Source organism: Pseudomonas sp. A-R-19 (assembly GCF_019956575.1).
In the GTDB taxonomy this organism is placed as follows: Bacteria; Pseudomonadota; Gammaproteobacteria; order Pseudomonadales; family Pseudomonadaceae; genus Aquipseudomonas.
This window is the reverse complement of sequence record NZ_JAHBDR010000095.1, coordinates 12,968-31,454: the sequence shown is the minus strand read 5'-3', so window position 1 is coordinate 31,454 and position 18,487 is coordinate 12,968. Positions and strand designations below refer to the sequence as shown.

The window sequence follows — 18,487 nt, the reverse complement described above, 5'->3', positions numbered from 1 at the left end:
GGGGGGAACTGACTCGGGGCGGCAAATTCTCATCTCTGCGGTACGTTCGCGGGCATGAGTTTTTCAATGCGTATCTGGATGAGCGCGTCCGGCCCAGGCAGTCCGTACGTCAATGCAAGTTCCAAGGCCGGTTACAAGGGGTATAACTATCAGAACAAAAGGCGGGTCACCCGGAATAGGCCCTCCAAAGGCAGCGTCCGGGCCAGGCGCCCCAGGCCTGATCGACGCCTGCGGCGCGGAGCGATGTGATGAGTTCCAGAACATGGCGATGGGCTCGCAAGAGCCTTCTTGGCTGCATCGAGCTGGCCTTGCTGGTCGCTCCACTGTGCGCCAGCGCCATGTTCAAGTGCCAAGCCAGTGACGGAGCCATCAGCTACACCAGCCAAGCCATCGCCAGCGCCCGCTGCACTCGCGTGAATGGCATGGCAGGCGCCGGTGTCGGCGCCAAGGCAAAGCCCCTGCCACGGCTTATGCAGGACGACGACCCGGGCGCGGTGCGGGTCCGGGTCTTCACCTTCATCCACAAGGGTAAACGTCAATATGTGAGCCGGCGCCCCGTCGGGATCTCCGCACGGGTCGATGTCCTTGAGCTCTATGTCATCAAGGGCTGCTACCTATGTATGGTGCCGAAGGATTTCAAGGTCACCTCACTGCGCCTGGACACCCAATCCTATCGACGGGAGATCGAAGCGGCTTCGGGGGATTATGGTGTCGACAGGGCGCTGGTCCGCGCAGTGATGCATGCCGAATCGGCGTTTCGCCCCAACGCCATTTCCGAAGCCGGTGCCCAGGGGCTGATGCAGTTGATGCCCGCCACCGCCGAGCGCTTCGCCGTGGCCGATCCGTTCGACGCACGTCAGAACATTCGTGGCGGCGTGCGCTACCTGGCCTGGCTGCTCAAGCGCTTCAACGGCAATCAGGTGCTGGCGTTGGCAGGTTACAACGCCGGCGAAGCGTCCGTGGTCGAGTACAACGGGGTGCCTCCCTACGCCGAGACGCAATCTTATGTCAGCCGCGTGCAGTCCTTGACCGAACGCTATCGCAATCATCGCTAGAACCGTAGGGCGCATAACCCGAAACAGGTGATACGCCGGGCGGGGCTCAGTTTGCCGCTTGCGGTTGAGACTTGGTGGTCGCTCCGGTGCGGGTGATCACGGTCAGGATCGACAGCGCGGCAATCACCAACCCTGGTGAAGTTGCCAGCAGTACGCCAGTGGTGCCGGCGCCGGCGGCGAGGATCTGGCCGGCGGCCAGGGGACCCGCCACCGAACCGAGCCGGCCGATGGCCACGGCGGCGCCGACACCGGTGGCGCGCACCGAAGTCGGATAGGAAGGGGGCGCCAGGGCGTACAGCACCAGCTGTGCGGCCATGACGAACAGCCCGACGGCGAACCCGGCGATTGCCATCGGCACGATACCCACTGACAGGCCGACCCCGGCCAGCGCCGCCAACACCCCGGCGTACACGAACAGGACCACTTTCAGGCCGTTGCAGCGGTCCAGCATCACCCCGCCGAGCAGTGAACCAATGGCACCGCCGATGTTGAACAGCATCTGCACCATGCCTGCCTGGGGCTTGGTGAAACCCTGTTCCAGCAACAGCGAGGGCAGCCAGTTGAGCAGCATGTACATCACGGTCAGGGTGAAGAAGTAGCTCAACCACAAGGCCAGCGTGCAGCGTGCGCGTCCTTCGCCGAACAGTGCCTGGGCGGTGGACGAGCGTGGGCTGCTGGTCGAGACGTGTTGCTGGCGGAACGCCGTGGATTCGGGCAACAGCAGGGCCATCAGCGGCACCACCAGCAAGGGCGTCAGACCGCCGATGATGAAGGTGGTTTGCCAGTGTTCACTGGAAAACATCGCCACCACCGCCGCCAGCGCGCCACCCAGGGGGACGCCGCAGTACATGACGCTGATGGCGGTGCCGCGATGGCGCTCGCTCACCGCCTCGGCACACAGGGCAATCAGGTTGGGCAGGGCGGCACCCAGGCCCAGGCCGGTCATGAAGCGCACCAGCAGCAGGCTGGAGTAGCTCTCGACATAGGCCGTGCAGAGCGAGAAGACACCGAACAGCAGCACGGCGCCGACGAGGATTTTCTTGCGGCCGATACGATCGGCCACCCAGCCGCCAAAAAACGCGCCGGGCAGCAGGCCGATGATCCCGGCGCTGAACACCCAGCCCATCATCTTCGGGTCCAGGGCAAAGCTCTGGCGCAATCCCGCGGCAGCGGTGCCGGCGGCCTGCAGATCGAACCCCTCGATCAACGCAACGATAAAGCACAAAGCGATTGTCAGCGTCGAGCGACGCGATGGACTGTCCATGGGTGAACCTCATTGTTGTTTTTGTTATGCAGTCGAGCCCTTCGTGCGTCGGGTGCGCCGTCAGTGACCGCTGGTGATTAAGATAACAAAGATAACTAAAAAAAGAATCGCATCGTAAAAACTGCCCAAAACAACGAATAAAACCTTCAAAAACAAATTCTTATGTATTCGTTTTTGGTAGAAAGGAAAAATAGATAATAATATTAATGTTCGATTATCGGTCACTTGCAATTGACGACGAGCCTTGGCTGTTTCCATTCTCTGTTCGTGAAGCCGGTACTCCCGTGTGGGGCCGGCACCCGAAAACAACAATAAGAAGTGGACATCGAACATGCCAAAACGCCCCATGAACACCGGTTCATCAGCATCACTCGCCTGTCTCTCCCGCACCCATCCAGGGTGGGTCGTGGCACTGCTAGGCGTCAGCGTTCTGCCCTCTCAACTGCGGGCCGAGGGGTTTATCGAGGACAGCCACGCAAACTTGACCCTGCGCAATTACTACATGGACCGTGAATATCAGGACGGCGGCGCCAAGTCTGCCGCGCGGGAGTGGGCCCAGGGTTTCATCCTGGGCATGGAGTCCGGGTTTACCCAAGGGACTGTAGGCTTTGGCCTGGATGTGCGCGGGCTGCTAGGGGTCAAGCTCGACTCCGCGCCGGATCGCAGCGGCACCGAACTGTTGCCGGTATCGGCCAGCGACAAGCGCGCGGCGGATGACTATTCGCGGCTGGCGCCGACGGCCAAGCTGCGGTTTGCCCAGACAACGGTCAAGAGTGGCGATGTCTCGATCTTCCTGCCGTTCGCCCTTGCCAGCCCGTCGCGACTGCTGCCACAGACCTTTCGCGGTACCACGCTCAGCTCCAGGGATATCGATGGCCTGACCCTGAATACCGGTTACATCGATCGCATCAACAAGCGCGATTCCACGGACTATCAGGCCATGACCATCGCCTCGCCGAACCGGCGTTTCAACGGCGCTGCCACCACCTCGCACATGGCGTATCTGGGCGGTGATTACCAGGTCAACAAGGACCTGAGCCTGCGCGCCTACCATGCCGAGGTGGCTGACCTGTACCAACAGGACACCCTGGCATTGCTGCATAACCTGCCGCTCGGCGACGGGGTGTTCACCAGCGACTTGCGCAGTTTTTTCAGTCGCGAGGATGGCAGCGCCAAGGCGGGCGAAGTGGACAACCGTAACCTCTCGGCATTGTTCGGCTACCGCATCGGCGGGCACAGGGTGAGCCTTGGCTACATGCACGCCAGTGGCGACACGGCGACGCCGTACATCTCTGGCACCGAGCTGATGGGCATGAGCGAACTGACCATGGCTTCGGATTTTCTCAACGCCAAGGAGCGCACCTGGCAAGCGATCTATGACTACGACTTCGTCGCGTCCGGGGTGCCCGGTTTGAAGGGAAGATTGCGTTACGTGCGCGGCGACAATATCGAGTTGGCCGCCTACAACGCCGAGGACCGCAAGGAGCGCGAATTCCAGATGGAGCTGGGTTATGTGATTCAGAGCGGCCCGCTGAAAAACGTCGGGCTGTTGGCGCGCAAGGCGATCTATCGCAATGACTTCCCGAGCGGTACGGCATTCCGCGATGAAAACCAGACCCGCTTCCTGGTGCTCTATACCTTACCCATCTGGTAATCCCGGGGCCTTTGATGTTGCCCGCCGGCCGTCCCTTTTTTTTGGTTCTTCACGCAATCCCGGGGAACTGCAGGAGCCGGCTTGCCGGCGATGGTCGTCAACGATAACGCGTGTGACCTGGATAAACGCGGCGCACTGGAGTCCATCGCCAGCAAGCCGGCTCCTACAGTTTGGCGTTCACATCATTTCGACCAGGACGCCAGCGATGGTCGTTAACGATAACGCGCGTAAACCGGATAACCGCGGCGCACTGGAGTCCATCGCCAGCAAGCCGGCTCCTACAGTTTGGTGTTCACATCATTTCGACCCGGACGCGGTCCCCTGTAGGAGCTGGCTTGCCAGCGATGGTCGTCAACGATAACGCGTGTGACCTGGATAAACGCGGCGCACTGGAGTCCATCGCCAGCAAGCCGGCTCCTACAGTTTGGCGTTCACATCATTTCGACCAGGACGCCAGCGATGGTCGTTAACGATAACGCGCGTAAACCGGATAACCGCGGCGCACTCGAGTCCATCGCCAGCAAGCCGGCTCCTACAGTTTGGCGTTCACATCATTTCCACCCGGACGCCAGCGATGGTCGTTAACGATGACGCGTATGAATTGGATAAACGCGGCGCACTCGAGTCCATCGCCAGCAAGCCGGCTCCTACAGTTTGGCGTTCACATCATTTCCACCAGGACGCGGGCCCTTGTAGGAGCTGGCTTGCCAGCGATGGTCGTGAACGATGACGCGTGTGACCTGGATAAACGCGGCGCACTTGCGTCCATCGCCAGCAAGCCGGCTCCTACAGTTTGGTGTTCACATTATTTCGGCCAGGACGCGGTCCCTTGTAGGAGCTGGCTTGCCAGCGATGGTCGTGAACGATAACGCGTGTGACCTGGATAAACGCGGCGCACTTGCGTCCATCGCCAGCAAGCTGGCTCCTACAGTTTGGTGTTCCCATCATTTCGGCCAGGACGCGGTCCCTTGTAGGAGCTGGCTTGCCAGCGATGGTGGTTAACGATGACGCGTATGAATTGGATAAGCGCGGCGCGTTGGAGTCCATCGCCAGCAAGCCGGCTCCTACAGTTTCTCGGTAATCCGTGATGGACCTTTTTTTTGGAAAGGGGGCGTGCTGGCAGCGTTGGTTCAGTCCTGGTAAACCTTTCTCAGCAAGCGCAGCAGCTCCTCGCGCTCTTCGCCGGTCAGCGATGCAGTGGAGTCGAAATCGCTTTGCGCGGCGATCTGCTTGAGCTCCTTGAGCAAGGTTTCGCCGGTCTTGCTCAGGAAGATTCCGTAGGAGCGTTTGTCCGGCTTGCAACGCACTCGCACCGCCAGCGCGCGGCTTTCCAGTTTGTTGAGCAGCGGCACCACCTGCGGCGGCTCGATGGCCAGGGCGCGGGCCAGGTCGGCCTGCATCAGCCCTGGATTCTGGTCGATGATCGCCAGGGCCGAGAACTGTGCGGGGCGCAGGTCGTGGGCTGACAGGCGGCCGATCAGGTTCTGGAACAGCTTGAGTTGAGCGCGCCGCATCGCGTAGCCGATCAGGTCGTCCAGTGCCGAATCCAGCGGTGCCTGCAGCTCGGCGGTGGCGGACGGGGACTCGCTCTGGTCGGCGAGGGGAGAAGGCTTGGCCATTGCGGGTGAATCCTGAAGAGGTGGAGGTTAACAAGCCTATCTAGTTTGCCGGGGTTGGCCGCTGATAGCTATGCCCGTCGTTCATGGCGATGGGGTGGGAGGATATTTGCGGGCGGATAAAAAAATGGTTAATTCGATTAATAGTTAATTGACATAACTATATCGGTCATTTAATTTCCAGTCATCTTCAAGCCAAGAACAAGAGAGCATCGCCATGAGCAACTACGAAGGTCGCTGGACAACCGTCAAGGTCGAGATCGAGGAAGGCATCGCCTGGGTCATTCTCAATCGCCCGGAAAAACGCAACGCCATGAGCCCGACACTCAACCGGGAAATGATCGATGTGCTGGAAACCCTGGAGCAGGATCCAGCAGCCGGTGTGTTGGTGCTGACCGGTGCCGGCGATGCCTGGACGGCGGGCATGGACCTCAAGGAATACTTTCGCGAAGTGGACGCGGGCCCGGAGATCCTTCAGGAAAAGATCCGCCGCGAAGCCTCGCAATGGCAATGGAAACTGCTGCGCATGTACGCCAAGCCGACCATCGCCATGGTCAACGGCTGGTGCTTCGGTGGCGGCTTCAGCCCGCTGGTGGCCTGTGACCTGGCGATCTGCGCCGACGAAGCGACCTTCGGCCTCTCGGAAATCAACTGGGGCATCCCGCCGGGCAACCTGGTGAGCAAAGCCATGGCCGACACCGTGGGCCATCGCCAGTCGCTGTACTACATCATGACCGGCAAGACCTTTGGCGGGCAGAAAGCCGCCGAAATGGGCCTGGTCAACGACAGCGTACCCCTGGCGCAACTGCGTGAAGTCACCGTGGATCTGGCGCGCAACCTGCTGGAGAAAAACCCGGTGGTGCTGCGTGCGGCCAAGCATGGTTTCAAGCGCTGCCGCGAGCTGACCTGGGAGCAGAACGAGGACTACCTGTACGCCAAGCTCGACCAGTCGCGCCTGCTCGACACCGAAGGTGGCCGCGAGCAGGGCATGAAGCAGTTCCTCGACGAAAAGAGCATCAAGCCCGGTCTGCAGGCCTACAAACGCTGAAGCTGATCGCCGGGTGCATGTCCGCCCCGGCGCGCTGCATCGCTCGACTGTATTCCCGATAAAGACAATAAAGAGGAATCACCATGCTGGACGTGCCCCTGTTGATTGGCGGCCAGTCGCTGTCTGCCCGCGACGGTCGAACCTTCGAACGCTGCAACCCGGTGACCGGTGAATTGGTATCGCGGGTTGCCGCCGCCACCCTGGAAGATGCCGATGCCGCGGTGGCTGCCGCCCAGGCAGCGTTTCCCGCCTGGGCCGCCCTGGCGCCCAATGAACGCCGCAGCCGTTTGCTCAAGGCCGCCGAGCAGTTGCAGGCGCGCAGTGCCGAGTTCATTGCAGCGGCTGGCGAAACCGGGGCCATGGCCAACTGGTATGGATTCAACGTGCGACTGGCATCGAACATGCTGCGTGAAGCGGCATCGATGACCACCCAGATCAATGGCGAAGTCATCCCCTCGGATGTGCCGGGCAGTTTTGCCATGGCCCTGCGTCAACCTTGCGGTGTGGTGCTGGGCATCGCCCCGTGGAATGCCCCGGTGATTCTCGCCACCCGCGCCATCGCCATGCCGCTGGCGTGCGGCAATACCGTGGTACTCAAGGCTTCCGAGCTGAGCCCGGCGGTGCACCGGCTGATCGGCCAGGTGTTGCAGGATGCCGGACTGGGCGATGGCGTGGTCAATGTCATCAGCAATGCCCCGGCGGATGCCGCGGCGATTGTCGAGCGGCTGATCGCTAACCCGGCGGTGCGGCGGGTCAACTTCACCGGTTCAACCCATGTCGGGCGCATTGTCGGCGAGCTCGCGGCGCGACACCTCAAGCCGGCTCTTCTGGAACTGGGCGGCAAGGCGCCGTTGCTGGTGCTCGATGATGCCGACCTGGATGCGGCGGTCGAGGCAGCCGCTTTCGGCGCTTACTTCAATCAGGGGCAGATCTGCATGTCCACCGAACGCCTGATCGTCGATGCGAAGGTCGCCGACGCCTTTGTCGTCAAGCTCGCCGCCAAAGTCGAAACCCTGCGTGCTGGTGACCCCGCGCTGGCAGATTCGGTGCTCGGTTCGCTGGTCGATGCCAGTGCCGGCACGCGCATCAAGGGGTTGATCGACGATGCCCTGGGCAAGGGCGCGCGGTTGGTGGTCGGCGGACAGCTGGACGGCAGCATTTTGCAGCCGACCCTGCTCGATGGCGTCGACGAAAGCATGCGCCTGTATCGCGAAGAGTCCTTCGGCCCGGTGGCGGTGTTGCTGCGCGGGGAGGGCGATGAAGCGTTGCTGCGCCTGGCCAACGATTCCGAGTTCGGTTTGTCGGCGGCGATTTTCAGTCGCGATACCGGGCGCGCCCTGGCGCTGGCCCAACGGGTCGAGTCGGGTATCTGTCATATCAATGGCCCGACCGTGCACGACGAAGCGCAAATGCCCTTCGGCGGGGTCAAGTCCAGCGGCTACGGCAGCTTTGGCGGCAAGGCATCCATCGAGCATTTCACCCAGTTGCGCTGGGTCACCCTGCAGAATGGACCACGGCATTACCCGATCTGAACCGCAGAAATAACAATAAAAAAGGCTGCAGCCACTACCATGCCCATCCGTGCGGCTTGGTGGTAGCGTGCCTTGATGGAGAACAAGCACGTGAGTTCCGAATTCAGATCGCAACCCCACACCCAGATCAGCGCGCCGCGCTACCGTCACGTGTCCATCGGTCGCGCAGCGGTCGAGGTGACAGAACAACAGGGCGCCTTGCACATGCGCTCCCTGGAGCCATTGGCCGAGTATCCGCCGCGACTGCTCGACCGTCTGGTGCATTGGGCCAATGTGCGTCCCGAGCAGACCTTTATCGCCGCCCGCCAGGCCGACGGTGAGTGGCGTCGGGTCAGTTACGCGCAGATGCTCGACAGTGTCCGGGCCATCGCCCAAAGCCTGTTGCGCTACGGCCTGTCGGCAGAAAAACCGCTGGTGCTGCTCTCGGGCAATGACATCGAGCATTTGCAACTCGCCTTCGGCGCCCTGTACGCGGGCATTCCCTACTGCCCGGTGTCACCGGCCTATTCGCTGCTGTCCCAGGATTTCGCCAAGCTGCGTCACGTCTGCGATCTGCTGCAACCCGGTCTGGTGTTTGTCGGTGATGCCGCAGCCTACCAGCGCGCCATCGATGCCGTGCTACCCGCAGCAACGCCCATGATTACCGTCCGGGGCGAAATCGCGGGGCGTCGCCAGGTCAGCTTTGCCAGCCTGCTTGAGCAGCCGGGCGGAGCCGAGGCCGAGGCCGCGTTTGCCGGCACGGGGCCGGACAGCATCGCCAAGTTCCTGTTCACCTCCGGCTCGACCAAGCTGCCCAAGGCGGTGATCACCACTCAGCGCATGCTGTGCTCTAACCAACAGATGCTGTTGCAGACATTTCCGGAGTTTGGCGAAACACCGCCAGTGCTGGTGGACTGGCTGCCGTGGAACCACACCTTCGGCGGCAGCCATAACGTTGGCATCGTGCTGTACAACGGTGGCAGCTTTTACCTGGACGATGGCAAACCCACGGCGCAGGGTTTCGCGCAAACCCTGCGCAACCTCAAGGAAATATCGCCCACCGCCTACCTGACCGTGCCCAAGGGCTGGGAAGAATTGGCCTCGGCACTGGAGCAGGACGCGGAACTGCGCGAGGTCTTTTTCAAACGCATCAGCCTGTTGTTCTTTGCCGCGGCCGGTCTGTCGCAAAGTGTCTGGGATCGGCTCGATCGAGTCGCCGAACTGCACTGCGGTGAGCGTATCCGCATGATGGCCGGGCTCGGCATGACCGAGGCTTCGCCGTCCTGCACCTTCACCACCGGGCCGTTGTCCATGGCCGGTTATGTCGGCCTGCCGGCACCCGGTTGCGAGGTGCGCCTGGTGCCGGTGGACGGCAAGCTGGAAGGGCGCTTTCGTGGGCCGCACATCATGCCCGGCTACTGGCGGTCAGCGCAGCAGACCCTCGATGCGTTCGACCCGCAGGGCTTCTACTGTTCCGGTGATGCGCTCAAGCTCGCCGACCCGCGTGATCCGCAATTGGGGCTGATGTTCGACGGGCGCATCGCTGAAGATTTCAAGTTGTCATCCGGGGTGTTTGTCAGCGTCGGGCCTTTGCGCAGCCGCGCGGTGCTCGAAGGTTCGCCCTATGTCCAGGACCTGGTGGTGACCGCGCCGGATCGCGAATGCCTGGGGGCGCTGGTCTTTGCGCGGATGCTTGAGTGTCGACGACTGTCAGGGCTGGCGGCCAGTGCCAGCGACACCGAGGTGCTGGCCAGTGCGCCGGTGCGCGAGTGGTTCGCCGGCTGGTTGCAGCGACTCAATCGCCAGGCCACCGGCAATGCCAGTCGCCTGGAGTGGATCGCCTTGCTCGATGAGCCGGCGTCCATCGACCGGGGTGAAATCACTGACAAGGGCTCGATCAATCAGCGTGCGGTGTTGCAGTGGCGCGCGGAGCAGGTCGAGGCGCTGTATCGCGGGCTCGATCCGGCCATCCTGCGCGCCGGGGCGAAGTCGTGAACGCAGGCGGGCAGTACTCGGCCTTTGCCGATGCGGCGATTTTCGATGCGCTGCGAACGCCGTGGGTAGACCTCGGCGGGGCACTGGCCGAGGTGTCGCCGATCGACCTGGGCATCAAGGTCGGGCGCGAAGTACTGGCGCGCGCGCAAGTCGATCCGCTGGCGGTCGACAGCGTGCTGGCGGGCTCCATGGCCCAGGCCAGCTTCGATGCCTACTTGCTGCCACGGCACATCGGCCTGTACAGCGGCGTGGCGCAATCGGTTCCGGCGCTGGGGGTGCAGCGCATCTGCGCCACCGGTTTCGAACTGCTGCGCCAGGCCGCCAGGCAACTGGATGACGGCGTGCAATTGGCGTTGTGCGTGGCCACCGAATCGATGTCGCGCAATCCGATTGCGGCCTATACCCATCGCGGCGGTTTCCGTCTTGGCGCGCAAGTGCAGTTCAAGGATTTTCTCTGGGAGGCGTTATACGACCCGGCTCCCGGGGTGGACATGATTGCCACCGCCGACAACCTGGCGCGGCGTTATGGGCTGAGTCGCGAAGCGGTGGACGCCTACGCCTGCGCCAGTCATCAGCGGGCCTTTGCGACGCAGCAGGCTGGCTGGCTGGCAGCCGAGATCGTTGCCGTGGGGCATCAGGTGTTTGAACTGCAAGGCTACCAGCCGCGCAGCATCCGCCTGCCACGCGGTGTCGACACGGTGAGTGAAGACAGCCACCCACGGCCCGGGGAAATCGCGGCTTTGGCCCGGTTGCGCAGCGTGCACGAAGGCGGGGTGCAAACCGCCGGCAACAGTTGTGCGGTGGTCGATGGCGCGGCGGCGGCCCTGGTCGGGCGCGCTTCGGCCTGTCGGGATACACCGTTGGCCTTGCTGCGGGCCAGCGCAGTAGTCGGGGTGGCGCCAGAGTTCATGGGCATCGGTCCGGCACCGGCGATTCGCCTGCTGTTGCAGCGCAGCGGCTTGAGCCTGGAGCAGATCGACCGCTTTGAAATCAACGAAGCCCAGGCCGCCCAGGTCCTGGCGGTGGCACAGGAACTGGAGCTGGATCATTCGCGCCTGAACGTCCAGGGTGGTTCACTGGCGCTCGGGCATCCCCTGGCCGCCAGTGGCTTGCGTCTGGTGTTGACCCTGGCGCGACAACTGCGTGAGCACAATCTGCGCTACGGGGTCGCCGCGGCCTGTGTTGGCGGCGGCCAGGGCATGGCGCTGTTGATCGAGAACCCGGCGTGGCGTGCCTGAGATTCAGCCAGTCTGCTGCATCGACCCGTTCAATCCAGCGCTCCACCCGGACAGGTTTTCGTTGCGCCTAGCGGCGCGCAGAAAACTGTTGCGGTGCCAGAAATGCATCGTGGAAGTAATTGCGCAAAGCGTGCATTGCCGGACTGAATTCACGCTCGCGATGCCAGGCCAGGCCGACGCTCATGGGGGTCACCTTGTCGGTGATCGTCAGGGTTTCGATGCGTTTTCCCTCCAGTGACCAAGGGCGGTGGACCAGGTCCGAGAGGATCGCCACGCCGTTGCCGTTGGCCACCATACTGCGCACGGCCTCCACGGAACTGGTTCGAACCCTCACGTTCGGCCGCTGGTGCGCGTGTTCCCAATAGCGCATGGCGCTTTGTTCGGCTTCGTCGACGGTCAACAGGATGTAGGGTTCCCTGGCGACGTCGGCGAGGCTGACGGCGGAGCGTTCGCACAGCGGGTGATGGCTGGGCAACCATAGCCGGCGCTCGGAATTGAAGAGGGTTTCCGAACCGATGTCCGGGTGGGTGAGGTTCGCCGTGAGCACCACGGCCATGTCGAAGCGGCCTTCAAGCAGGCCTTGCTCAATGGCTTCACGTTCTTGCTCGTGAACTTCGATGGCCACGTCCGGATGCCAATGCTCCAGGCGTTGCAGATGATGCGGCAGGAAGTAGCCGATCACCGTGTAACTGGCGGCCAGGCGCAACAGGCCGCTGGCACGCATATCGGGTAACGGGCTGTTGAGGGCGTCGTCAACGCTGCGCAAAATCACGTAGGCCCGATTCAGGAAGTGCCGCCCGGCATCGGTCAGGCTCATGCCCTGGGCCGAGCGCTGGAACAACAGTGTGCCGAGGATGCCTTCCAGTTCCTTGATCGCGGTGGTCACCGCCGATTGGGAAATGTTCAGGTGGATCGCCGCTTGCGAGATCTGCCCGATCTCGGCGGTGGCGACGAAATAACGAACCTGGCGCAGGGTCAGTGACATGAAAACTCCAATCGACGAGGTATCTGATTTTCAGAAGATACCCTATCTAATAATAGATCTTCCCAAGGGGTTCGCGGAAATCTAACGTGGTCTGCATGAAGTCACAAGCGTCAGGAGCAAGCGTCATGCAGGCAGTAGATTTCAATTCGGACATGGGCGAAGGCTTCGGTCCGTGGACCATCGGCGATGGCGTCGACAACGAACTGATGGGCTTCATCAGTTCAGCCAACATCGCCACCGGGTTTCATGCCGGCGATCCCGGCACCATGCGCCGCACGGTCGAGCAGGCCAAGCGCCTGGGCGTGGCCATCGGCGCGCATCCGGGGTTTCGCGACCTGGTGGGTTTCGGTCGCCGGCACATCAATGCACCGGCCCAGGAGCTGGTCGACGACATGCTCTATCAGTTGGGTGCCTTGCGTGAACTCGCCCGGGTTCAAGGCGTGGCGCTGCAACACATCAAGCCCCACGGCGCGCTCTACATGCACCTGGCACGGGACGAAGAGGCTGCGCGTTTGCTGGTGGAAAATCTCCAGCGCCTGGAGCCTGAGTTGCTGCTGTATTGCATGCCCGGTTCGGTGATCTGGCGTGTTGCCAAGGAACTTGGCCAGCCAGTGATCCGAGAGTTCTATGCCGACCGCGAGTATGACCTCAGCGGCTCGATCGTCTTTACCCGCAACGTCCGTGCCTACGACCCGGCCCAAGTCGCTGCACGCGTGCTGCGTGCCTGTCAGGAAGGCGTGGTGCGCACGGTCGAGGGCGAAGACCTGGCGATCGAATTCGACTCCATCTGTTTGCACAGCGACACACCGGGTGCCCTGGCGTTGGTTGCAGCCACGCGCCGGGCACTCGACGCCGTCGGGATCACAGTGCGCGCACCGCGCTGAGTCCGAGCCCCGATTCATTTTTTGCCTGCCTTTCTACAACTATTCCAAGAGGAACAGACATGGCCGAACACACCGTTATCACCCCGTTGCCCGGGACCTTCTACCGCAGAGCGACGCCTGAATCGGCGAATTATGTCGAGGCGGGCGCGCACGTCACTGCCGACACAGTGATTGGCTTGATCGAAGTCATGAAACAGTTTTCCGAACTGACCGCCGGGACGGCGGGTCGCCTTGGCGCATTCCTGGTGGAAGACGGCGATCCGGTGGAACCGGGTCAGGTCATCGCAACGCTCGACGATGAGTGAGGGCGAGATCATGACTCAAGCTATTCGCAAATTACTGATCGCCAACCGTGGCGAGATTGCCGTGCGCATCATCCGCGCCGCCAAGGCCCTGGGGATTCCCACCGTTGCCGCGTGCAGCGAAGCGGACGTCGACTCCCAGGCGGCGCGCCTGGCTGACGAAGTGCACATTCTCGGCCCGGCCCGCGCCGACAAAAGCTACCTGAACGTCGAGGCATTGCTCGGTGCCTTGCAAGCCACCGGCGCCAATGCGGTGCATCCCGGTTATGGTTTTCTCTCGGAGAACGCCGACTTTGCCGAAGCCGTCCTCGCCGCCGGAGCGATTTTTGTCGGACCGAGCCCGGAGACGATCCGGCGCATGGGCGACAAGGCCGAAGCGCGGCGCACCGCGCAAGAGGCCGGGGTACCTGTGGTTCCGGGTTCGCCCGGTGAACTGTTTGATCTCGCATCAGCGCTCAAGGCCGCCGAATCCGTTGGTTTCCCACTGTTGATCAAGGCCTCGGCCGGAGGTGGCGGACGCGGTATTCGCCTGGCGGAAAACGCCCAACAGCTGAGCGAAGAATTTCCCCGTTCCCAGCGCGAGGCCCAAGCGGCGTTCGGCAATGGCGCGGTGTACCTGGAGCGTTTTATCAGCAAGGCCCGCCACATCGAAGTGCAGGTATTGGGCGACGGTCAGCACGCCGTGCACCTGTTCGAGCGCGAGTGTTCGTTGCAACGCCGGCGGCAGAAAATCTTTGAGGAAGCGCCGTCGCCGGTCCTTTCTCAGCAACAGCGCGAAACGCTCTGCGCGAGCGCCGTGCGCCTGACCGAGTCCTTGGGCTACAAGGGTGCCGGGACCCTGGAATACCTGTATGACGACGCCACTGGCGAGTTTTTCTTCATCGAGATGAACACGCGAATTCAGGTCGAACACCCGGTCAGCGAGTTGGTCACCGGTATCGATCTGGTGCAGGCGATGTTGCGCATTGCCGGTGGCGAGCCGTTGGGTCTCCAGCAAAGTGACATCCAGCTCAACGGCGCCGCCTTGCAGATGCGCCTGAACGCGGAAGACCCGGCGCGGGATTTCTTCCCCAGCCCGGGGCTGGTGGAGGCATTGGTATGGCCGCAAGGCGAGGGGGTGCGTGTCGACAGCCATCTGTATCAAGGCTACCGCGTGCCGCCTTACTATGACTCGTTGCTGGCCAAACTGATCGTCCATGGTCGCGACCGCGCCGAAGCGTTGGCCCGCGCCCGCCTGGCAGTGCAGCAGACTACCCTGACCGGCATGGCCAGCACCTTGTCGCTGCATGGCGAACTGCAGGAACAACCGTGGCTGCACAGCGCCGACTTTCATACCGGCACCCTTGAAACCTGGCTGGCCGAGCGCCGTAGCGGAGGTGAGGCATGAGCAATCCAATCCGTTACAGCTTTGGCGCCGATGAACATTTGTTTGCCGAAGTCAGCGACAGCATGTCCCTGGAAGCGTTCTTCAAGGGCATGGCGGTGACGCGCGCGGTCGAGCGCCTGGCCCTCGACGGGGTACTGGATGTGTGCCTGGCCAATGCATCGTTCCAGATTCGTTTTGATCCGGACCGTATCGACCCTTACGCGCTGCTCGAAGCGGTCAAGGGCGCCGAAGCCGAGGCCGTCGCCGAACGCACCCTGCACACGCGGATCATCGAGATTCCGGTGCTGTACAACGATCCGTGGACCCACGAAACACTGATGCGTTTTCGCGACCGCCACCAGGACCCGAGCGCCACGGATCTGGAATACGCCGCACGGATCAATGGCCTGGCGGATGTCGAAGCGTTCATCGCCGCCCACAGTGGTGCGCCGTGGTTTGTCTCGATGGTCGGTTTTGTCGCGGGCCTGCCGTTCATGTTTCAGATGGTCGAGCGCGAGCGTCAGTTGCAGGTGCCCAAGTACCTGCGGCCACGCACCGATACGCCGAAACTGACCCTGGGTCACGGCGGCTGTTTTGGCTGCATCTATTCGGTACGCGGCGCCGGTGGCTATCAGATGTTCGGCGTCACGCCGGCGCCGATCTACGACCCGCAACAGAGCCTGAGTTACCTCAAGGAACACATGGTGTTTTTCCGTCCGGGTGACATCGTGCAGTTCAAACCGATGGATCGCGAGGCCTATGACCAGGCTGTCGCCGAGGTGGAAGCAGGGCGTTTTGATCTGCGGATTCGTTCGGTGGAATTCTCGCTGGATGCGTTTCTGGCCGATCCCGTTGGCTATCCCAAGTCGTTGCAGGAGGTGCTGGCATGATCAAGGTACTCAAACCCGGTCTCGCCACATCGGTGCAGGACCTGGGACGCGAAGGCTATTACCACTTGGGTATCCCGCCTTCCGGTGCGCTCGATCAGTACGCGTTGAGCGCAGCCAACCAGTTGGTCGGTAACCCGGCGGGCGCGGCGGCGCTCGAATGCACACTGCTCGGCCCTGAGCTGGAATTCCAGCAAGACGCCTTGGTGGCGGTGTGCGGTGCGTACATGACGGCCAAAGTCGATGGTGTGGACATGCATCACGACACCGCGTTCACCGTCAAGGCCGGGCAAGTGCTGCGCTTCGATTTTCCCAAGGCCGGGGCCAGGGCCTATCTGGCAGTCGCCGGTGGCATCGATGTGCCGCTGGTGCTCGGCAGCCGCTCGACCTATGCGTTGGGTGCGCTGGGTGGTTTTCAGGGCCGTCGCCTGGTTGCCGGGGATCAATTGCCGGTCGGGGTTGCCAGTGGTAAAAGCCGCGCCGGCGCCAGCTTGCCCATGGCCTTGCGTCAGTCGTTGGGTGGCGAAATCACGCTGCGCGTGGTTCCGGGCTTGTATTACGAGCGTCTGACGGCGTCAGCGGCCGACAGCTTTTTCGCCGAAGCCTGGACCGTGGGCTCGGAAGCCGACCGTATCGGTTATCGCTTCAAGGGCGGTAGCGCACTGAGCTTTCAACCACGTGAACAACCGTTCGGCGCCGGCTCCGATCCGTCGAACATCGTCGACAGTTGCTACCCGATTGGCTCGATCCAGGTCCCGGCCGGGCTCGAACCCATCGTGTTGCACCGCGACGCGGTGTCCGGTGGCGGCTACGCGATGATTGGCACGGTGATCAGTGCGGACCTCGACCTGATCGGCCAGATGCAACCCAACCAAAAGGCCCGTTTTGTTGCGGTCACACTCGAAGAGGCGCTGCAAGCGCGACGCTCCTACAAGAAAAAACTCAGCTGCCTGAGCAAGCTGTTCCCTTCCTGATTCTGCCCGCCGCATTGCGCGGGTAATGCCAAACGGTACGCCAACGCCGCACTTCGGTGCGGTGCGGGCTGCCCGCGCTTCAACCTTTGACTGGTTCTGGAGTTCACGCATATGGCTGCTTTATCGCAAGCGAATCATTCCGGGCAGGACCCGGCAAACCATCCCGTTGCGCCGACCGCCCGTATGGGCCGGTTGTCCCTGACCATGGCCTGGTGGGCGGTGTGCAGCGCGATGTTCTACATCGTGGTCGGGGCGTCGCTGGCCCTGTCTTATGGTGCACGCAATGCACTGATCGGCATGGTGTTGTCGGTGATCAGCTATGGACTGGTCAACAGTGTGCTCAGCCGGTTCGCTATTCGCAGTGGCCTGTCGGTGGCGTTGTTTTCACGGTTGTTGTTTGGCAGCACCGGTGCTTGCCTGGCCACGCTGATCTTCTTCTCCACGGCGATCTACTACGCCGTGTTCGAAGGCTCGGTGATTGCCGTTGCGCTCAATCACTTGTATCCGGAGCTGGTGTATCCCCTGGCCGCGTTGTTGGTGGTGCTGTACAGCGTGCCGTTGATCCTGGGTAGCGTTCAACATTGGCTCGACAAGCTCAACGGTGTGTTGTTGCCGGTGTACCTGGCAGGTTTGCTGGTCGCGGTGGGGCTGTCGATCAGCCGTTACGGCTACCAGCCACATTGGCTCGATTTCGGGCCGGACATGCCCAGCGCCTTTGGCTGGTGGGATTGCTTCGTGGCCTACATGGGCGTCTGGGTGCTGATGCTGTTCACCTTTGATTACGCACGGTTCGGCAAGCCCGAGGATGCCGGGTACCACGGTCGCTGGAATTTCGGCATGCCGTTCTACGCGGTGACGTTCCTGCTCAACGGCGCGGCGGGCATCTATCTGGTCAGCAGCATTCCCCATGAAGGTGCGCTGAACGAAGTATCGGTGGTCATGGCGATTCTGCAGTTGATGGGGCTGTGGGGACTGTTGTTCGTGTGGGCCACGCAAACCCGGATCAACACCGCCAACTACTATCTGGCGACCTTGAACATGCAGGCGTTTTTTGCCCGTTTCGGCCTGCGTGGTTCTTACTTGATGTGGGCGCTGGCGGTCGGGATGATCGTGTATGGCCTGATGCTCGCGGATGTCTTCGCCTATCTGCTCAAGGCGTTGGCCTATCAGGGCATATTCGTGGTGGCCTGGGTCGGTGTGGCGTTGGCGCAAATTGTCTACGGACGCCATGACATGGCCGCGCTGGACAGGGTGCCCGCGTTCAATCCGGCAGGTTTGACGGCCTGGTTCGGCGCCACGGCGTTGGGACTCGCCTTGATGTTTTTCGGCGGTGGGCTGAGCAGCTTTTCCGCACCCTCGACTGTGTTGTTTGCCTTCGCCTTGCAAGCAGGTTTGTCCCGCCGTAGCCGGTTGCTTTTGCAGTCGGTGGAGTAGGGCGCCAGCCGCCCAAAGGAGACGCCCGGCAGCGTTTCCTTTGGGCTGTTTTACTGATCAGTAGGGTTTGTCGCCGATCCCCAAGCGCATGGAAAATGCCTCATGGTCGCGCAGGAACAGCACCTTGTATTTCAACAGCGCTGCGTAGATTTCGTTGAACAGGCCGTCATCGCGCACTGCGTCGCCGAGGTTCACATTGAGCAGTTCCGCGCCAAGGGCACAGGTCAGTTGTTCGACTCGCATTGCGTCTCCCTTTCGATGGTTTTTGGCCGGG

General features: G+C 62.1%; 17 protein-coding genes and 1 pseudogene. 14 read left to right on the top strand and 4 right to left on the bottom strand.

The genetic code is table 11. The annotated features are described in order from the left end of the window. Nucleotides 1-248 precede the first annotated feature (248 nt). A complete protein-coding gene (locus tag KGA88_RS26870; protein WP_110662236.1) occupies nt 249-1,055 on the top strand; it encodes a lytic transglycosylase domain-containing protein in 807 nt (268 codons plus the stop codon). Between the two features lie 46 nt (nt 1,056-1,101). Here KGA88_RS26870 and mhpT read toward each other — a convergent pair whose 3' ends face one another. Beyond that, the gene (gene mhpT, locus KGA88_RS26865) at nt 1,102-2,319 is read right to left on the bottom strand and encodes a 3-(3-hydroxy-phenyl)propionate transporter MhpT (protein ID WP_110662237.1); all 1,218 of its coding nucleotides are present in this window, start codon (nt 2,317-2,319) and stop codon (nt 1,102-1,104) included. Nucleotides 2,320-2,665: 346 nt separating this feature from the next. On the opposite strand from mhpT, the gene KGA88_RS26860 reads away from it, so the two are divergent. From KGA88_RS26860 to KGA88_RS31475, 3 genes are all read left to right on the top strand, one after another. Beyond that, nucleotides 2,666-3,973, top strand: a complete 1,308-nt coding sequence (locus KGA88_RS26860) for an OprD family porin (RefSeq protein WP_223595414.1) — start codon at nt 2,666-2,668, stop codon at nt 3,971-3,973. A gap of 81 nt (nt 3,974-4,054) precedes the next feature. Continuing rightward, nucleotides 4,055-4,189, top strand: coding sequence for a hypothetical protein (locus KGA88_RS31480; protein WP_263296283.1), 135 nt, complete (start codon nt 4,055-4,057; stop codon nt 4,187-4,189). A gap of 119 nt (nt 4,190-4,308) precedes the next feature. After that, the gene (locus KGA88_RS31475) at nt 4,309-4,443 is read left to right on the top strand and encodes a hypothetical protein (protein ID WP_263296283.1); all 135 of its coding nucleotides are present in this window, start codon (nt 4,309-4,311) and stop codon (nt 4,441-4,443) included. A 660-nt stretch (nt 4,444-5,103) separates the two neighbouring features. Here KGA88_RS31475 and KGA88_RS26855 read toward each other — a convergent pair. Further along, complete coding sequence (locus tag KGA88_RS26855) at nt 5,104-5,592, bottom strand: MarR family winged helix-turn-helix transcriptional regulator (RefSeq protein ID WP_110663343.1); 489 nt, start codon at nt 5,590-5,592, stop codon at nt 5,104-5,106. 214 nt (nt 5,593-5,806) lie between these two features. Here KGA88_RS26855 and KGA88_RS26850 point away from each other — a divergent pair, with 214 nt between their 5' ends. The 4 genes from KGA88_RS26850 to KGA88_RS26835 all read left to right on the top strand — a co-directional run bounded on the left by KGA88_RS26850 (nt 5,807) and on the right by KGA88_RS26835 (nt 11,381). Continuing rightward, entirely contained in the window at nt 5,807-6,637 is an 831-nt protein-coding gene (locus tag KGA88_RS26850) for a p-hydroxycinnamoyl CoA hydratase/lyase (protein WP_110662549.1), read from the top strand. Nucleotides 6,638-6,720: 83 nt separating this feature from the next. After that, a complete protein-coding gene (locus tag KGA88_RS26845) occupies nt 6,721-8,169 on the top strand; it encodes an aldehyde dehydrogenase (RefSeq protein WP_223595411.1) in 1,449 nt (482 codons plus the stop codon). 90 nt (nt 8,170-8,259) lie between these two features. After that, nucleotides 8,260-10,143: a feruloyl-CoA synthase gene (locus KGA88_RS26840; protein WP_223595409.1), complete on the top strand. Its 1,884-nt coding sequence runs from the start codon at nt 8,260-8,262 to the stop codon at nt 10,141-10,143. Then, the gene (locus KGA88_RS26835; RefSeq protein ID WP_110660109.1) at nt 10,140-11,381 is read left to right on the top strand and encodes a thiolase family protein; all 1,242 of its coding nucleotides are present in this window, start codon (nt 10,140-10,142) and stop codon (nt 11,379-11,381) included. Before KGA88_RS26840 ends, KGA88_RS26835 begins: the two co-directional genes overlap by 4 nt. 67 nt (nt 11,382-11,448) lie before the next feature. Here KGA88_RS26835 and KGA88_RS26830 read toward each other — a convergent pair whose 3' ends face one another. Then, entirely contained in the window at nt 11,449-12,366 is a 918-nt protein-coding gene (locus KGA88_RS26830; RefSeq protein ID WP_110660110.1) for a LysR family transcriptional regulator, read from the bottom strand. A 125-nt stretch (nt 12,367-12,491) separates the two neighbouring features. Between KGA88_RS26830 and KGA88_RS26825 the strand changes: the two genes are divergently transcribed. From KGA88_RS26825 to KGA88_RS26800, 6 genes are all read left to right on the top strand, one after another. After that, nucleotides 12,492-13,250 (top strand): 5-oxoprolinase subunit PxpA, encoded by a 759-nt coding sequence (locus KGA88_RS26825; RefSeq protein ID WP_223595407.1) that lies wholly within the window; start codon nt 12,492-12,494, stop codon nt 13,248-13,250. 59 nt (nt 13,251-13,309) lie between these two features. Beyond that, nucleotides 13,310-13,555, top strand: a complete 246-nt coding sequence (locus KGA88_RS26820) for an acetyl-CoA carboxylase (RefSeq protein WP_110660112.1) — start codon at nt 13,310-13,312, stop codon at nt 13,553-13,555. 10 nt (nt 13,556-13,565) lie between these two features. Continuing rightward, nucleotides 13,566-14,939 carry an acetyl-CoA carboxylase biotin carboxylase subunit gene (locus tag KGA88_RS26815; protein WP_223595405.1) on the top strand — a complete coding sequence of 458 codons (1,374 nt, stop codon included), beginning with the start codon at nt 13,566-13,568 and terminating at the stop codon, nt 14,937-14,939. After that, complete coding sequence (locus KGA88_RS26810) at nt 14,936-15,808, top strand: 5-oxoprolinase subunit B family protein (RefSeq protein ID WP_223595403.1); 873 nt, start codon at nt 14,936-14,938, stop codon at nt 15,806-15,808. The genes KGA88_RS26815 and KGA88_RS26810 overlap by 4 nt, the downstream gene beginning before the upstream one ends. Next, nucleotides 15,805-16,779, top strand: coding sequence for a biotin-dependent carboxyltransferase family protein (locus KGA88_RS26805; RefSeq protein WP_223595401.1), 975 nt, complete (start codon nt 15,805-15,807; stop codon nt 16,777-16,779). Before KGA88_RS26810 ends, KGA88_RS26805 begins: the two co-directional genes overlap by 4 nt. 111 nt (nt 16,780-16,890) lie before the next feature. Beyond that, the gene (locus tag KGA88_RS26800; protein ID WP_223595400.1) at nt 16,891-18,213 is read left to right on the top strand and encodes a purine-cytosine permease family protein; all 1,323 of its coding nucleotides are present in this window, start codon (nt 16,891-16,893) and stop codon (nt 18,211-18,213) included. A 78-nt stretch (nt 18,214-18,291) separates the two neighbouring features. On the opposite strand, the pseudogene KGA88_RS26795 reads toward KGA88_RS26800, so the two are convergent. Continuing rightward, nucleotides 18,292-18,456: pseudogene (locus KGA88_RS26795) on the bottom strand (taurine dioxygenase); the annotation flags it as partial. Nucleotides 18,457-18,487: the final 31 nt, after the last annotated feature.

Excerpts from the sequence above, each read along its gene's own strand:
- KGA88_RS26870 (WP_110662236.1), top strand. The coding sequence starts at position 249 with ATGAGTTCCAGAACATGGCGATGGGCTCGCAAGAGCCTTCTTGGCTGC.
- mhpT (WP_110662237.1), bottom strand. The coding sequence starts at position 2,319 with ATGGACAGTCCATCGCGTCGCTCGACGCTGACAATCGCTTTGTGCTTT.
- KGA88_RS26860 (WP_223595414.1), top strand. The coding sequence starts at position 2,666 with ATGAACACCGGTTCATCAGCATCACTCGCCTGTCTCTCCCGCACCCAT.
- KGA88_RS26855 (WP_110663343.1), bottom strand. The coding sequence starts at position 5,592 with ATGGCCAAGCCTTCTCCCCTCGCCGACCAGAGCGAGTCCCCGTCCGCC.
- KGA88_RS26850 (WP_110662549.1), top strand. The coding sequence starts at position 5,807 with ATGAGCAACTACGAAGGTCGCTGGACAACCGTCAAGGTCGAGATCGAG.
- KGA88_RS26845 (WP_223595411.1), top strand. The coding sequence starts at position 6,721 with ATGCTGGACGTGCCCCTGTTGATTGGCGGCCAGTCGCTGTCTGCCCGC.
- KGA88_RS26830 (WP_110660110.1), bottom strand. The coding sequence starts at position 12,366 with ATGTCACTGACCCTGCGCCAGGTTCGTTATTTCGTCGCCACCGCCGAG.
- KGA88_RS26825 (WP_223595407.1), top strand. The coding sequence starts at position 12,492 with ATGCAGGCAGTAGATTTCAATTCGGACATGGGCGAAGGCTTCGGTCCG.
- KGA88_RS26820 (WP_110660112.1), top strand. The coding sequence starts at position 13,310 with ATGGCCGAACACACCGTTATCACCCCGTTGCCCGGGACCTTCTACCGC.
- KGA88_RS26815 (WP_223595405.1), top strand. The coding sequence starts at position 13,566 with ATGACTCAAGCTATTCGCAAATTACTGATCGCCAACCGTGGCGAGATT.
- KGA88_RS26810 (WP_223595403.1), top strand. The coding sequence starts at position 14,936 with ATGAGCAATCCAATCCGTTACAGCTTTGGCGCCGATGAACATTTGTTT.
- KGA88_RS26805 (WP_223595401.1), top strand. The coding sequence starts at position 15,805 with ATGATCAAGGTACTCAAACCCGGTCTCGCCACATCGGTGCAGGACCTG.
- KGA88_RS26800 (WP_223595400.1), top strand. The coding sequence starts at position 16,891 with ATGGCTGCTTTATCGCAAGCGAATCATTCCGGGCAGGACCCGGCAAAC.